Genomic DNA, 15,457 nt, shown 5'->3' on the forward strand with positions numbered 1-15,457 from the left:
CGCCCCTTCCCCTTACCAGTAATAGAACACGGAAACGATATGCGCAGTCAGCGCGCCGAGCAGCGCGATGGTGAGCGGCACATGGAAATAGAGCCAGATTTCCAGCATCGCGCGCAGCCGCAGATGCCGGCGAATCTGCTGCAATTGCGCCTCGCGCCGGCGCAGCAGGCTCAGCACCTTTGCGATGTCCTGCCCATCGCCCACAATCGCCAGGCCTTCGAGCGCGGCACGGGTGCGGCAGCGACGATAGCGGCCTGTCAGGCGTGCGGCGATGCCCCCGGCGAAGGGATCCTGTGCCAGCGCGGCGATGACGAGATCGGCCTGCGCGCGCCCCAGCGGCTGCGCGGCGCTTTCCAGTTGCCGGTCCAGAGCATCCAGCGCGTCCAGCATCTGCCCCTTGGTCATCTCGCGCCGGTTGCCCGCCAGCTTGGCCGGCAGCGTGGCATAGACCGAAATGCCCCATATGCCGGACGCAATCACCAGCATCATCAGCGCATAGGCGAGCGTGTGGACGTTCCAGCCGAACTGGAACCCGGTGTGCAAGGTGGCGATCACCACGAGCGACAGCCCCAGATAGACATGCGCCGATGTCCACGCCTTCAGCGACCATCGCCCCGCGCTCATCCGCCGCTTGCGGATGCCCAGCAGCGCCAGCCAGACGATCAGCACCGCGCCGATTGTGCCCAGCGTGTAGCCCAGCCAGGACCCGCCGTTGTGGCGCGGTGTCACATCCACCAGCGCATAGGCAATGATCGCCACCAGCGAAAGCACGACCGCCACCTTGAGCCAGCGCATGCGCTTGTGCGCCAGGAACCCTTCGTGATCGCTTTCGCGCAGTCCCCGCCGGTCGGCCGGACGGCTTTTGTCCTGCGCCGCGCTCGCCATCAGTCCAGCCCCCCTTCCTGCGTCACCGACAGGAAGCCTTCGGGCGACACGCGGATCGCCGCGCCGGTGGGGCAGGCGCGCACGCAGGCAGGGCCGCCATCTATCCCTGCACACATGTCGCATTTCACCGCCAGTTTGGTCTGTTCCAGCCCTTGTTTCGCAGCCTTTTTCTTGCGCCAGGAATAGCTTGCCTCGCCCGGCCCCGGCCCCAGCCCCAGCAGCATCCACGCCAGCAGACCCGGCTTCTTTGGTGGCACCGGATCCATGCGGATCACGCCATAGGGGCAGTTGCGCTGGCAATTGCCGCAGCCGATGCAGGTATCAGCTATGAAAACTTCGCCATCGGGCCCGCGCTGGATGGCGTTGGGCGGGCAATCGGCCATGCAGTGCGGATGTTCGCAGTGCCGGCAGGATGTGGGCACGTGGAGGTGGGCATAGGAACGCCCTGCCTCGCGGTCGAGCCGGCTCAGCCCCTCGTGGCTGTCGGCGCAGGCCTTCTCGCAATTGTCGCATCCCACGCACAGCGTTTCGTCGATAAGAAGCACATCGGTCGCCTCGCCAATGCCGTTATCGACGAGGAATTGCGCGGTTTCGGCATAGAGATCGGCAGCCGAACCGAAGCTTTCCTTGCGCGCCTCGACAAAGGCGTTGAGTTCGCGCCGGTGTGCCATCTCCGCCAATGCACGCTGGCGCAGGGCGGGCCTTGCATCGAGCAGCGCAGTGAACAGGTCGCCGGGGATGCGCACCACTTCGCTCTTGATCGCGGCTTTCACCGTGGCAGTGCGGCGCGATCCGTCGATCACCGCCATTTCCCCGAAATAGCTGCCTGCCGGCAGATAGGAGAGGAAGATCGGTTTGCCGCCGATATCCTTCTCCACCACCATCGAACCGCGCCGGATGACATAGATGTCGCGGTCGTCCCCGCCTTCGGAGATCACCTTTTGCCCCGCGCGCACTTCCATCACTTCGGCCGCCTCCACCAGCGGGGCGACATCGTTGGGGGTGAGGCCCGAACCGAACATCTGCAGCAATTGCCGTTCCAGCGCGATGCGGTTCACCGCGCGCGCAGCAGAAGGCACCGTGGCAATCAGCTTGAGCGCGGCGGTGCGCGACAGTTCCACCACCACCAGAGGCTCTGCCGCGCGCACGGTGGACCCACGCGGGCGGCCCGAAATCAGACCAACTTCGCCAAAGATCGAGCCTTGCCCGATCGGCACTGTTAAAGAGGGGTCGGCCGGGTTCACCTCCACCACCACCGAACCTTCGACGATGGCAAACATGGAGGAACCCGGCTCGTTCCGGGTGAACACCACCTCGCCCGCGGCAAAGGCGCGCGGTTGCGAATCGAGCAGCAATTCGCGCAATTGCAGCGGCGACATATCCTGAAAGATCGCAACATTGCTGCCGATGACGTCCAACCATTCCTCGACCGAACGGCGCCCCGGTAATGGAGCGAACTTTTCTTCGAGGATCGGCTGGTCGGCGGGCTTGAGGCCGGTATTGCCGTTCAGGAACTCGATCACGTCAAATCCCTGGTTCATGCAATGCTTGATGAGCGGATAGCCCGCCAGCGCGCCAATCACGAAAATGCCTGGCTTGGTGGTTTCGAAAGTGGGGCTGAGAACCGGGAAGGCGCCGGGGTCGGCGCTGCCGAACTCCACGCCGATCTTCTCGACAAAGTCGCGCGGCGGGCGCGATCCGGTGCGCGCGATGATGCGGTCGCAAGCGATGACCTGCTGCCCGTCACGCGTTTCGAGCACCAGTTCTCCCCCGTTCTCGCCAAGCCTCACTTCGGCGGGCGAAGTCTCGCGCATCACGATCACGCGGCCCTCGTTCTCGGCCTCTTGCAGTAATTTGACATTGGCGCCCTTGGCACGGGCGAAATCGGTGCCACGGTTGAGGATGGTGACGACATTGCGCTGCGCCGGATCGGCGGCAAGGCCCAGTGCGTTTTCGATCCCGGCATCGCCCGATCCCACCACGGTGATATGCTCGTCGAAATATTCGCCCGGATCGTCGAGCTGATATTGGACAAGTGGCAAGTCACCACCGGGAATGCGCAGCAAATTGGGATTGCCCTGCGTACCGATTGCGAGCACCACGTTCTGCGCACGGATGGCGTCCCCACCCTTGAGCAGGATCGTGAAATCGCCCTTTTCGCCCGTAATTGCGGTAACTTCAGCGTTGTAGCGGACATTTACTGCACCATCCGCAATCTGACGGTCCCATGTGGCCAGAATCGCCTCGCGGCTGCCCGCATCGAAATCGAGGTCGGAACGAAGGACAAGGTTGGATGGCGTTGCCATCACGTGTTTGCCCTTCTGGTATTTGTAGATCGTATCCGAAAGGTGATCGGTCTTTTCGATCAGCACATGGGCAAGGCCCAGCTGCGCCGCATGCGCAGCCGCGCTCAACCCGGCCGGCCCCGATCCCACGATTGCCACCACAAAACGGTCTGGACCTGATACCATTACCGCCCCCCTGTCGGTCACTATGCCTCAAACAAAGCGCATTGAAAACCTTGGCCGGACAGGCATTGTGGCGCTGCAGCGGCCCTTGCGCGGGCAGGCCGGGCGGAGATGGGCACAGATGGCAAAGGGTGCGGACACACACGGCACACAGACAAGCTGGCGCAAGGGTGCGCTGCTGGCGCTGGCGGCAACAGCGCTGCTGGCCGGGGCGGTTAGCTGGCGTCTGATCGAGCAGACCAATTCCGCACCACCGCCTGCGGCTGGCCAGCCCGCCGATCAGCCGCAATCGCTCGATGAACTGCGGCGACAGGCCCAAACATCCGCCAACGACCCGGTTGCCTGGCAGCGGCTGGCCTTTGCCAGTTTCAACCAGAACCTGTTTGCCGAGGCAGCAGCGGCCTATGAAAAGGCAGTGGCGCTGGAGCCCGAAAGTGCCGTGCTGTGGTCGGCCTTGGGCGAGGCGCGGGTGATGGCGAGCACACGCGACCCCATGCCACCGGCCGCGCTTGAAGCATTTCGCCGCGCCGTGGCGATCGACCCCGGCGATGCGCGGGCGCGCTATTTCCTCGCCACGGCCAAGGATCTGGCAGGCGACAACACGGGCGCGATTGCCGACTGGCTGGCGCTGTTGGCCGATACGCCGCCCGGCGCGCCTTGGGAGACCGATCTGGTGCGCACCATCAACCAGGTGGCGCAGCGGGACGGGATCGATCTGGGCAACCGGGTGGAACGGGCGCTCGCCGCGCGCGGCTCGCTGCCGCTGCCTGTGTCGCCCGCCGGCATACCCGGCCCCACGCAGGAACAGCTAGCCGCCGCTTCCGCGATTCCCCCGTCAGAGCAGCAAGACATGGCCGAAGGCATGGTCGCCCGTCTTGCCGCACGGCTGGAACGGGAGCCAGCCAACGTCGATGGCTGGATCATGCTGATGCGCAGTTATCGCACGCTGGGCCGCGATGCCGAAGCGCGGCAGGCCTATGAGCGGGCCGTGGCCGCCAATCCGGCTGCCGCGTCCCAATTGCGCGAAGCGGCAAGCGCGCTCGGCGTGCGGGTTTCGGGATAGGGCATGATTCCGGGATAGGGCATTGCCTCCCGGCGGCGTTGCGCGCATAATCCCGCGCGGCGGGGTGGTGATAAGGTGATGAAAAGTGGGGTCGTCGTAAAGTAATAAAAAGTGGCGGGTGCCACGGCGTATGGCTCGGCGTCAGGCGCGTGTGCTCACCCGCACGGATGTAGCTGCACCTGCAGTAAACAGGTGCCGTCTGGGGCCGATCTTTCGACCCCTGGGGAAGGACGGACAGGTTACAGTGAGCATTTCTGGGAACTTTTCTCGGTTGCCGTCCGCGGATTGCGCGGTGCGGCTCAAACAGCGCGCGGCAGGCGCATCACTGCTGGTGCTGGCGGCTTTGTCCGGCGCGCCTGCCGCGGCGCAGATCACGCCCGATCCGACCCGGATAGCGCCACCGACACGCGATGAACTCGTGCCTTCCGCGCCTATCACCGACACGCGGGGTCGCGCGATGCTGAGCGTCGATGGCGGATTTGAACGCAGCCCCTGCGCGCTCGACAATCCGGAATTTGCCGATCTGCGCGTCACTCTCTCGCAGGTGAGTTTCGCCGGGGCCGAGGGTGCCACGGATGTGGATCTTGCCGCCGCCGCCGCGCCTTATCTGGGCCGCGACCTGCCCATCGCGGTGCTGTGCGATATCCGCGCCCGCGCCAGCACATTACTGGCCGATGCCGGCTATCTGGCGGCGGTGGAGATACCCGAACAGCGCCTGTCGGGCGGCGCAGCACAATTCCGCGTGGTGCTGGGACGGCTCACTGCGCTGCGCGTGCGCGGCGAGGCGGGCCCGTCCGAACGGCTGCTGGCGGGTTATCTGCAAAAGCTGGTGGGCCAGCCGGTATTCAACACCCGTGCCGCCGAACGCTATCTGCTGCTGGCCGACGACATACCGGGCCTTGACGTGCGCCTCGCGTTGCGCCCGGCGGCAAGCGGCCAGCCGGGGGACCTGATCGGCGAAGTGGCCGTGCTGCGCCGGGGCAATACGGTCGATATCAATGTGCAGAATTACGGCGCGCGCGCGCTGGGCCGGTTTGGCGGAATGGTGCACGCCGAATTCTTTGGCATCACCGGCCTTGGCGACCGCACAAGCGTCTCGGCCTATTCCTCGCACGATTTTTCCGAGCAGCAGACGCTGCAACTGGCGCATGATATCCTGATCGGCGCCGAAGGCTTCTCGCTGGGCGGGCAGGTGACCTTGGGCTGGACCAATCCGGGCACCAACCTGCCCGGCTTTGATGTGAAGTCGGAAACTTTTTTCACCGGTGTCCATGCCAGCTTTCCCTTTATCCGCCGCCAGGCGCGAACGCTTGGCGGATCGGCCGGTCTGGATTTGGTGGATCAGGATGTGCGGCTGAACGGTTTTGAGCTGACGCGCGACCGGGTGCGCACCGCCTGGGCGCGGCTGGACTGGCTGGAAACCGATACCGCCTCGATCGGGCGGCGGCTGGGCTATTCGGCGTTCGAACCGCGCGCGCGCCTCGCGCTGGGGCTCGAAGTGCGCCAGGGTCTGGGCCTTCTGGGCGCCAGCCGCGATTGCCGCACCGCGCCGGCTGCCTGCCTCGCCGCAAATCAGGTGCCCACCCGCATCGAACAGGACCCCACGCCGCTGCTGGCGCGCGCCAGCCTGCGCGCCGAATACCGCCCCGTGCCGCTGGTCACGCTTGCGATGGATCTGACCGGGCAATTCACGCGCGACCCCCTCCCTGCTTTCGAGGAGCTGACCGGGGGCAGTTTTTCGGCGGGGCGCGGGTATGACCCGGCCTCGGTCACCGGCGATACCGGCATCACCGCACGGATGGAAATGCGGTACGGCACCTTGATGCCCGACAGCGTGAACAGCGTCTCGGTGCAGCCTTTTGTGTTTCTTGACGCGGCCAGCCTGCGTGACCGCGACCCCAGCCAGCGCGCCGCCAACCCGGATAGCCTGGCCTCGGCGGGGGCAGGTCTGCGCTTTGCCTATGGCCGCGGCATTCAGGGCGATGTGGCATTGGCCGTTCCGCTCAGGCGCACCGACACACAGCGCCTCGGCAATCTGCCGCGCGGCGATGCCCGCCTGCTGATTTCGATCACCAGCCGCCTTACCCCCTGGAGGTTCTGACATGGGACGCACATTCTCCCGGAAATCCGGCCTGCTGGCAACAAGTTGCGCCCTGGCGCTGGCGGCCGCGAGTCTTTCCCACCCTTCCCCCGCAGCCGCGCAGGCGATTCAGGCTACGCCAACGGTCGTGCAGGGCAATGTGACGATCGACCGCACTGTCCCCGATTTCGATTTCCTGTCGATCGACGGTTTCGACGCGGTGGTGGACTGGACGCCCGACACCGACAATTTCGGTAATGCGCTGCCTTTCCTGCCCGTGGGCGGCACAGCGATCTTCCAGAACAATCTTCCGGCCGACAGTTTCGCCATCATCAACCGCATTCTGCCCAGCCCCGGCGGTAATGTGGCCGAGATCAACGGCACTGTTGTTTCGCGCATTCAGGATGCGACCGGCGCATCCTCTCCGGGCGGGCACGTGATGTTCTATTCGCCCACCGGCCTGCTGATCGGCGGGTCGGCGGTGTTCGATGTGCAGGGCCTGGTGCTGACCAGCCTTGCACCCGACATTTCGGCCTTCAGCGGCTTTGTCACTGCGGGCGATGCGATGGTGTTGACCCTGCCCGGCGCCGATCCGACATCGGTTACCATTGCCAATGGCGCGCAAATCACCGCTGCACCCGAAGCCAGCTATCTGGTTGTCGCCGCGCCGCGCGTGGAAACCTTTGGCAGCGCCAGCATCAACGGATCGGCCGCCTATGTGGCGGGAAACGAAGTGCGCCTGGCGCACAGTTCGGGCCTGTTCGATATCGCCGTGCAGGTAGGCACCGAGGTCGGTGATGCGATTGCGCATTTCGGCAGCACTACCGGCCCCGCTTCCTCGGCCGTGGGCGACAACCACATCATCTATGTCGTGGCGCGCGGCCTCAACGATCCGGTCAGCCTGCTGATCGGCGGCAATCTGGGGTTTGCCCCCGCCGTTATCGCCACGGCGGAGGACGGCGACATCATCCTGTCCGCCGGCTTCGATGTGGCAGGCCGGTCGCTGGCGGGCGGCACGGTGGGCAGCGATTATGAATTTGACCACAATCTCAATCTGAACGGACCATCCGCGCCGCCGATCCCCGGCGGCATTGTCCAGATCGAAGGGGTGGACGCCACCAGCCGCGTGACTGCAGCAGGGGTTACAGCGGCCAATGTGCTGGCCAGCGATGCCACGGCGCGGTTTGCAGGCGATCTCACCCTGTATGGCATTGAGAGCGCCAGCCTGATCGCATCGGACGGCGGCAATATCGAGGTAGGCGGCGATGCGCGCGTGCTGGCGCACAGCTACGGGCGGCTGGCGGTTGCCTTTCCATCGGATTCGCAGGGCGGCGACGTGCAGGCAGGCGCGCTGTCCGATGGCATCGTTGCCATAACCGGCGCCATGACGCTCGATGCCCGCGCGATTTCCGGGGCCGATACCGATAGCGGCCTGCAAGGCAATGCGCTGGGCGGCGATGTGACACTCCTGGCTAGCCAGAACGGCACCTTCACCGTGGGCGGCCTGACCCGCATTCAGGCCGATGCCACCGCTTCGGCCGGCACGACGGCAGGCTCGCCCTTCTTCGACGGCGGCACGATCAGCCTGCTGGCAACGGACAACGCCTCGCTGACTCTCAACGGAGGTATGCAGGCTTCGGCCTCGGCCATCGCGCCCGATACATCGGCACAGGACGGCACGCAGGCCTTTGGCGGTTTGGTGCAGATCGGTGCGCAGAGCGGCAGCGTGTTGAGCGTCTCTGGCGATGTGCAGATTACCGCTGTGGCGCGAGCAGGCGGCGCGCAGGACGGATCTGGCGGATCAGGCGCTGGCGGCTTTGCCGGGATTACGGCCAGCAGCAGCACGGGCCGTGTCCGCATTGACGGCGATCTGCTGGTGCAACTTGACGGGGCAGGCGGCATCTCCACTGGCAACACCCCGCCCGGCCAGCCCTATCGTGCCGATGGATCGGGCGGGCGCCTGTCCATTTTCACGGCCGATCTGGGAAGTGTGGACGTAACCGGCGATGTCGATCTGCAAGCCACCGGCACCGGCGGCAACGGCTTTTCCGGTGGTTTCGGCACGGGCGGCGGCCTGGTGATGACTGCCGAAAGTGGCCGCATTTCGCTGGACGGAAATGTGGTCGTGACCGCGCTGGGGCTGGGCGGCGCTGCCAATCTGGGCCTGGGCGGCGAAGGCGGGATCGGGCGCGGCGGTGAAGTGCGGCTTGACGCATTGCGCACGGCAGGCGGATCGGGGACAATCGCGATCAATGGCGCGCTGAACGCACAGCTCAGCGGCACAGGCGGGCTCGGCGGGCGTGGCCTTGAAAGCGTGGCGGATGCCGGCGCGGGCGGCGCGGGCTTCGGAGGCGGCGCACCGCTTACCCCGCTCGAATTCCTAGACAGCCCCGGAGGCTTTTACGCGATGGCGGAAGCGGATGGCGCCTCCATCACGCTCGGATCGGTCGCCATCACCGCGAACGGCACCGGCGGTGCGGGCGGCTTTGGCGAAGGGAATATTGCTGGCGGCGTCGGCGGTGTGGGGCGCGGCGGGCTTGTCAGCATCTCGGCGATTCAGGGCTTTGGTGGGCCGCCCGCGACGCAGGGCAGCATCGATCTGGGCAGCGAACTGCTTGCAACGCTCAGCGGCACGGGCGGACAAGGCGGCACCAGCGACCCGTCGCTGCGCGGCGCAGGCGGCGAAGGCATTAGCGGCCGCAGCGATTTTCTGGCGCAGTTCGGCACGATAGCTGGCGGACTTGTGGACATTACATCGATCGCAGCCGGGGGCGATGGCATCACCGGCGGCGGGGCAAATGGCACGGCGAGCCGGATCGAGGTGGGCACGCAGGGCACGATAGAGCTTGGCCAGCTTGCGCTTACCAGCCTTGCCGAGGGTGGCACGGGCCTTGGCGGCGCGGGCGGGCTGGCGCGCGGCGGCGCGGCAGTAATCGATGCGAGCGATGGCGGCGAACTCAACATCGCTGGCGATCTCACGCTGCGTTCCACCGGGCAAGGCGGCACAGGCCTGGGCGGCAATGGCGGGGCCGGGATCGGCGGGGCGCTGAACCTGCTGGTCGACAGCGCCACGCTCACCGTGCTGACCGGCACGACCACGCTGGAAACAAGCGGCCTTGGCGGCGACGCCGGGCTTCCCGGCTTCAGCGGCGGGCAGGGGCTGGGGGGCGCGGTTGATCTGATCGCCACCACCAGCGGCACCATCACCTTGTCGGCGCTGGATCTGCGCGGCAGCGGCAGCGGCGGAAGCGGCAACAGCGCCACGGGTGGCGCGGCCACGGGCAGCGTGGTGCGGCTGAACGCCGAAGGTCCCGGATCGCAGCTCAGCATCGCCAACCGGGCAAGCGTCCTGTCCAGCGCCAATGGCGGCACTACTACTGGCGGCACGGGCATTGGCGGCGCGGCAACGGGTGGCCGGATCAGCATCTTTGCGATTGATGAAGGCGCGATCAGCCTGCCCTCGCAAGGCTTTATCAGCGGCGGGCCCGCGCGCATTGGCGTGCAGATATCTGGCGGCGGGTCCAGCGTGGCAGGAGGCAGCGGCGGGGCGACCGCGTTCAATTCCGGCGGCACCGCGCAAATCGTGGCGGAGAATGGCGGCACCGTCACCGGGCAGAATATCGAGCTGTTCGAACAGGCCGTGGGCGGATCCAGCCTCAATCCCAATGCCAATATTTCCGGCGGCAACGCGCTGTCGGGCACGGTGCGGCTGGCGGCGCTGACCGGCGGCACGCTCGATCTGCAGATCCGCGCCTTTTCCCAGGCGACCGGCGGCGATGGCAGCGGCACGGGCACCGGCGGCAACGCACTCAGCGGCCCGGCACGGCTGGAAGGCAATGACGGCACGGCCATTTTTCGCGGGGCCAGCTCGCTTTCCAGCGAAGCGACCGGCGGAAGCGCGGTTGGCGGCGCGGGCGGCAATGCGGCGAATGAACCCGTGCTCGCCAGCTTTGTTGGCGCATCGCAACTGCAGATCGGCGATGCGAACGATCCGGGCAGCCTGACCATTTCCAGCAAGGCGAACGGCGGAAACAGCGTGAGCCTTGCCGGAAACGCCACGGCGGCGCCGGTCAACATCACCTTCAGCGGCGGGACGCAGGTGTCGGGCGGTCTCCTCCATGCGGAATCGGATGCGGCGGCCGGGGTCAACCCCAGTGCCACGCCCGGCGGCACCGCCACGGCAGGCAATGTCCTCGTGACGCTGTCCGAAAGCGCTTCGGCCGATCTTGAACAATTGCGGATCACCTCTACCGCATCAGGGGCGCCCGGCAATTTCACCGTTGCCGGCCTTGCCGCGCTGCGCCTGACGGGCGGCGATCCGGCGCTGCAGGCGGGTTCGATTGACCTTGGCACCACGGCCATTGGCGGCATCGAGGGGAGCAGCGGCGCGTTCCAGATCGATGTGCTGGCAGGCAGCCTCGATACCGATACGCTGATCGCCCGATCCGGCGTGGTCGACACCGCCCTGCTCACCGCACCCGCATCACGCATGCAGGCAGACGGCGGCACCGTTACCGTGACGACCACTCTGGAACTCGATACGCCGGGCGATCTGCTGGTGAATACGGGGCAAGGCAATGTCGTGCGCGGCGGGACTGATCCGTTGAACGGCAATGCCAGCTTCCTGTTCTCTTCCGGCCAGTTGCTGACCTTTACCGGCTCGCCGCTGGTCGCAGGCGCAGCAGGCGTCATCGCCAGCGAGATCACGCTGATCGCGGACAATCTCGACATCGCGGCAGGCGCGGGCCTGCAGGCAAACCAGGTGTTCATCACGTCGCTCAACCAGAGCGCCACCGCCATACTGGGCGGCACGGCCGCAGGCGGCGGTTTCAGCCTGTTGCAGGACGAATTCGACCGGATCGACACGGCCGAACTCTATTTCTACGGCGCGCAGATCAATTCGACCGGCGACGATGTGGAAATCCGCGACCTCACCCTGTCGGGCACCGAGGCGACACGGCTGGGCCTCGTCTATATTGAAGGGCCGCAAAGCCTGAATGTCACCGGCGCCCTGCGCTATACCAATGCCGGGGCGGATGACCGGCTGACCCTGTTCAGCGATGGCACGGTGGCGCTCACCCTGCCCACCGGCTCGGTCGCGGTCACCAACGCCAACGGAGGTTTGGCCGGCAACCTCGGCATTACGGGTGACGCGATCCTTGCAGGCGATGACAGCCTGCTCGCCCTACTGCGGGCCGACCCGGCCGACCCGACCATTCCCGGCCTTCTTGCCGCGGCCGAAACCGCGGCGAGCACCTATCTTTCCGCCGGCCAGATGCAGCTGACGGGCGAAACGGCGATCCTTCTGAAGAACACGGGCGCCGGCAGCACATTTGACGGCATTGCCACGAATACGGGCGGCCTGCGCATCATCCGCAATCCCGATGCCACCACGCCGGGGCCGATGCTGGCCATCGCCTTTGGCCGCGCGGTGGATGCCAATGGCGGACCGATCATCAATGACGATGCCTTTTTCGATACCGATTTCGGCACCAATCTGGCAGCCAATTTCACCGCCGATTCCACCTATAACGACTGCATTATCGTGACCGGGCAATGCGGTGCGCCCCCACCGCCCCCTCCGCCTCCGCCACCACCACCACCACCGCCGCCGCCACCACCGCCGCCGCCGCCGCCGCCGCCGCCGCCGCCGCCGCCGCGGGAACAACCGGATCTGCCGGTGACAACCGAAGATTATACCAAGCTGCCGCCTCTCCCCACCGATGTTGGCGGGCTGACCGACGGCGATGAAGGGTTCGGCGTCGAATTCCCGGATCGTATAACCCCGCCGCCCGTGTCCGATCGCGGGCTGGTGTATGATCCGGTTACCAGCGGCGGGGACAATGCCGCGCTCGGCGGATCGGATGGCGCGGATGAGGATGAGGAGGACTGACATGGCCCATACCGCCGCAAGGCTGGCGCGCCTTGCCCTCGCCCTTGGTGCGTCGTTCGGACTGCTGCTGCCCGCGCCGCCTTCCGCCGCGCAATCGCTGGCGCCATCGGTCAGCCTGCGCGATTCCGTTCCGATCGGATCGGACGGGTTGTGCGAGGCGCAGATCCAGTCGCCCCGTCCCAGCGAGGGCATGTTCGACCGGCGTTACCGCATTGTCTGCCGCGACGCCGCAGCTTCGGTGGGCGAGATGGAGGTTGTGGGCGGTGAAACGCCGCCAGCGGCGCTTGCCCGACTGGCGGGCGCCGACGCCACCTGCCGTGCTGCCCCTGTGGGGCAAATCGGCGGCGGGCTGAACAATGTGACCGCACAGCTCTGCTCCTCGCCGGGCAAGGCGGTCGAGCGGTTGATCCTCGCCGGAACGCGCGGCGGGCGCACCTTTGCCGCTGCTGGCCTCGCGGTTTATGCCGATGCGCTGCGGCTGGGGCTGGCTACACTCGCGGGCGATCGGCTGGTTGACGGCGCTGTCAATGTGCCGCTGACGCAGGCCGGCGACGCACAGGCCTTTGCCCGCGCGCAGGCCGAGGCGATTTCGTCCGAGATTGCACTGAGCGAAGCCTATCGCCGTTCCAATGCCGGGCTGTTTGCCGAGGCGGCGGAGTTCTTCGGCGTATCGGCCACCAACCTGCCGGGACAGAACGCGACAGAAGCGCTGCTGAACGCCGCCTTGCAGCAATCGAACCTTGGCAATTTTGCCGAAGCGCGCAACCTGTTCGCCAAGGCCGCCGATGATGCCGCGGGCAACCCGCTGTTGGCGCGGCTGGCGCGCAATTTCCGCAGCCTTGACGCGCTCAACCGCGCCGAGCCCGCCGAAGCGCTGGCGGTGCTGGACGCGCCTTTGCCGCAGCTTGTCGACAGCATGGAAGCCACGCTGCAATTGCAGATCGACACCGTTATGGCCCAGCGACTCTCCTCCGAAGGCGGCAATCCGGTTGCTGGGGCCGGCGCGGTGCTGACGCTGGCCGAACGGCTCCAACTGCTTGACGGGCAAGCGACCTATCTGCGCGGAACGGCGCAGCGCTTGCTGGGCCGGCCTGGCGAGGCCGACGATCTGCTGCGCCGAGCCTATGCCGATATCACCGCGGTGCGCGAAGCTCGCGTGGTGACCGTGCTGTGGCTGCGCGCACAGATCCTGGGCGATCTGGGCACGCTGGCCGAGGCACGCGGCGAAACCGGTCAGGCCGAAAGTCTGCACCGGCAGGCCATCGCCTTGTTGGCCACCACCTACCCCGGCTCGCCCGCGCTGGCGAGCGCCACGGCGCAACTTGCAGGCCTGTATGCGCGCAGCGGGCGGCGCTCCGAGGCAGTTGCCCTGTTCCGTCAACTGGTGGCTGACGCCGGGGACGATGCCCACACCCCCGCTCTGCGTCGCCACCTCGCGCCCTGGTTCGCCCTGCTGGCCGAACCGCAAGCCAACCCGCTCGAAGCAGCCGAGGATATGTTCGCCGCCAGCCAATTGATGCTGCGCCCCGGCCTTGCCCAGACGCAGGCGGTGCTGGCGCGGGAATTGTCGGGCGGCAGCGACGAGGCCGCGCAATTGTTCCGCCAATCGATCAACCTTGGCCGCGCGATTGAAATGAAGCGGATCGAGGTGTTGAGAGCCGAAAGCCAGGCCGAGCAGGACGCATCGCTCGCCGCCGCGCTGCTGCCCATGCGGGAGGAACTCGACCTGCTGCGCCTGCGGCAACTCGAAGTGCAACAGCAGCTGGCCGCCTATCCCCGCTATCGCGCGGTCAGCAGCGGGCGGATTGCGCTGGGCGAATTGCAGGCAACGCTGCGGGACGGCGAAGCCTATCTCAAGCTGGTGATGCTCGATGACGCGGCCTATGCCGTCTATGCCGACCGCATCAGCGCCACGGCCTATCGCCTCGATGCCTCACCCGCCCGGATCGCGGAGATGGTGGACATCTTGCGCGATTCGATTGCGATCGAAGAAGGCGGGCAGACGATCACCTATCCGTTTGAACTGGGCGTGGCGCGGCAATTGGCGACCGTGTTGCTTGGCCCGGTGCAGGGCCAGCTATCAGGGGTGGAGCACCTGATTTTCGAGCCCGATGGCGCCCTGCTGCGCCTGCCCATCAACCTGCTGGTGATGGATGATGCGAGCGTGGACCGCTATGCCGCGCGCACCGCCGATCCCGATGCCGATCCCTATGATTACCGCGGCACCGCCTGGCTTGGCCGCGCCATGCAGGTGACCACGTCCGTCTCTCCCGCATCATTCCGCGATCTGCGCGCCGCGCGCCGGTCTGAGGCGCGGGGCGAATATCTGGGCCTGGGGCAGAATGTGCCGCTGCCCGAATATGCAGTGTTTTCGCCCCGCACGCGCAGCGGGATCGCCGATGAACGCTGCGTCTGGTCGCCGCTGACCTGGAGCAATCCGGTGAAGGCCGACGAATTGCGCGCGGCCAGCGCCATTCTGGGATCAGGCGGCGCGGGCGTGGTATTGCTGACCGATGGCGATTTCACCGATACGCGGCTCAAGGGGATGGACGACCTCAACCAGTACCGCATCCTGCATTTCGCCACGCACGGCCTTGTCACATCGCCTGAGCCCGAATGTCCGCCGCGCCCTGCCCTGCTTACCAGCTTTGGCGATGCGGAGTCGGATGGGCTGCTGTCCTTTGCGGAGATATTCGATCTCTCGCTCGATGCCGATCTGGTCATCCTGTCGGCCTGCAACACCGCCAGCGTGGGCGGGCTTGCCGCCAGCCGCGAGGCCGGCGTGACGACCGGTGGCGACTTTGCGCTGGACGGCCTGGTGCGCGCATTTGTGGGGGCTGGCGGGCGCAATGTGGTGGCGAGCCACTGGCCCGTGCCCGACGATTACGACGCAACCGGGCGGCTGATTAGCGGCTTCTTTCAAGCAGACCGGGGCCAGTCGATTGGCGAAGCGTTGCGTCAGGCGCAACTTGCCCTGATGGACGATGCCGACACCTCGCACCCCTTCTACTGGTCGGCCTTTGCCGTGGTGGGCGACGGGGCGATCGCGCTGCGCCGGTAAGGACCGT

Annotated in this window: 6 protein-coding genes; 4 read left to right on the top strand and 2 right to left on the bottom strand. The window is 66.6% G+C overall.

The genetic code is table 11. From position 1 onward, the window contains the following. Window positions 1-12: 12 nt before the first annotated feature. Complete coding sequence (locus tag WFP39_RS08210; RefSeq protein WP_336918917.1) at window positions 13-885, bottom strand: hypothetical protein; 873 nt, start codon at window positions 883-885, stop codon at window positions 13-15. Beyond that, window positions 885-3,356 (bottom strand): NAD(P)-binding domain-containing protein, encoded by a 2,472-nt coding sequence (locus tag WFP39_RS08215; RefSeq protein ID WP_336918918.1) that lies wholly within the window; start codon window positions 3,354-3,356, stop codon window positions 885-887. The genes WFP39_RS08210 and WFP39_RS08215 overlap by 1 nt, the downstream gene beginning before the upstream one ends. 118 nt (window positions 3,357-3,474) lie before the next feature. Here WFP39_RS08215 and WFP39_RS08220 point away from each other — a divergent pair, with 118 nt between their 5' ends. From WFP39_RS08220 to WFP39_RS08235, 4 genes are all read left to right on the top strand, one after another. Beyond that, window positions 3,475-4,416 (top strand): tetratricopeptide repeat protein, encoded by a 942-nt coding sequence (locus WFP39_RS08220; protein WP_336918919.1) that lies wholly within the window; start codon window positions 3,475-3,477, stop codon window positions 4,414-4,416. 292 nt (window positions 4,417-4,708) lie between these two features. Further along, a complete protein-coding gene (locus WFP39_RS08225; protein WP_336918920.1) occupies window positions 4,709-6,517 on the top strand; it encodes a ShlB/FhaC/HecB family hemolysin secretion/activation protein in 1,809 nt (602 codons plus the stop codon). A 1-nt stretch (window position 6,518) separates the two neighbouring features. Next, a complete protein-coding gene (locus WFP39_RS08230; protein WP_336918921.1) occupies window positions 6,519-12,389 on the top strand; it encodes a beta strand repeat-containing protein in 5,871 nt (1,956 codons plus the stop codon). 1 nt (window position 12,390) lies between these two features. Continuing rightward, the gene (locus tag WFP39_RS08235) at window positions 12,391-15,450 is read left to right on the top strand and encodes a CHAT domain-containing protein (protein ID WP_336918922.1); all 3,060 of its coding nucleotides are present in this window, start codon (window positions 12,391-12,393) and stop codon (window positions 15,448-15,450) included. The last annotated feature ends 7 nt before the right edge of the window (window positions 15,451-15,457 follow it).

It is taken from the genome of Alteraurantiacibacter lauratis, assembly GCF_037154155.1.
In the GTDB taxonomy this organism is placed as follows: Bacteria; Pseudomonadota; Alphaproteobacteria; order Sphingomonadales; family Sphingomonadaceae; genus Alteraurantiacibacter; species Alteraurantiacibacter lauratis.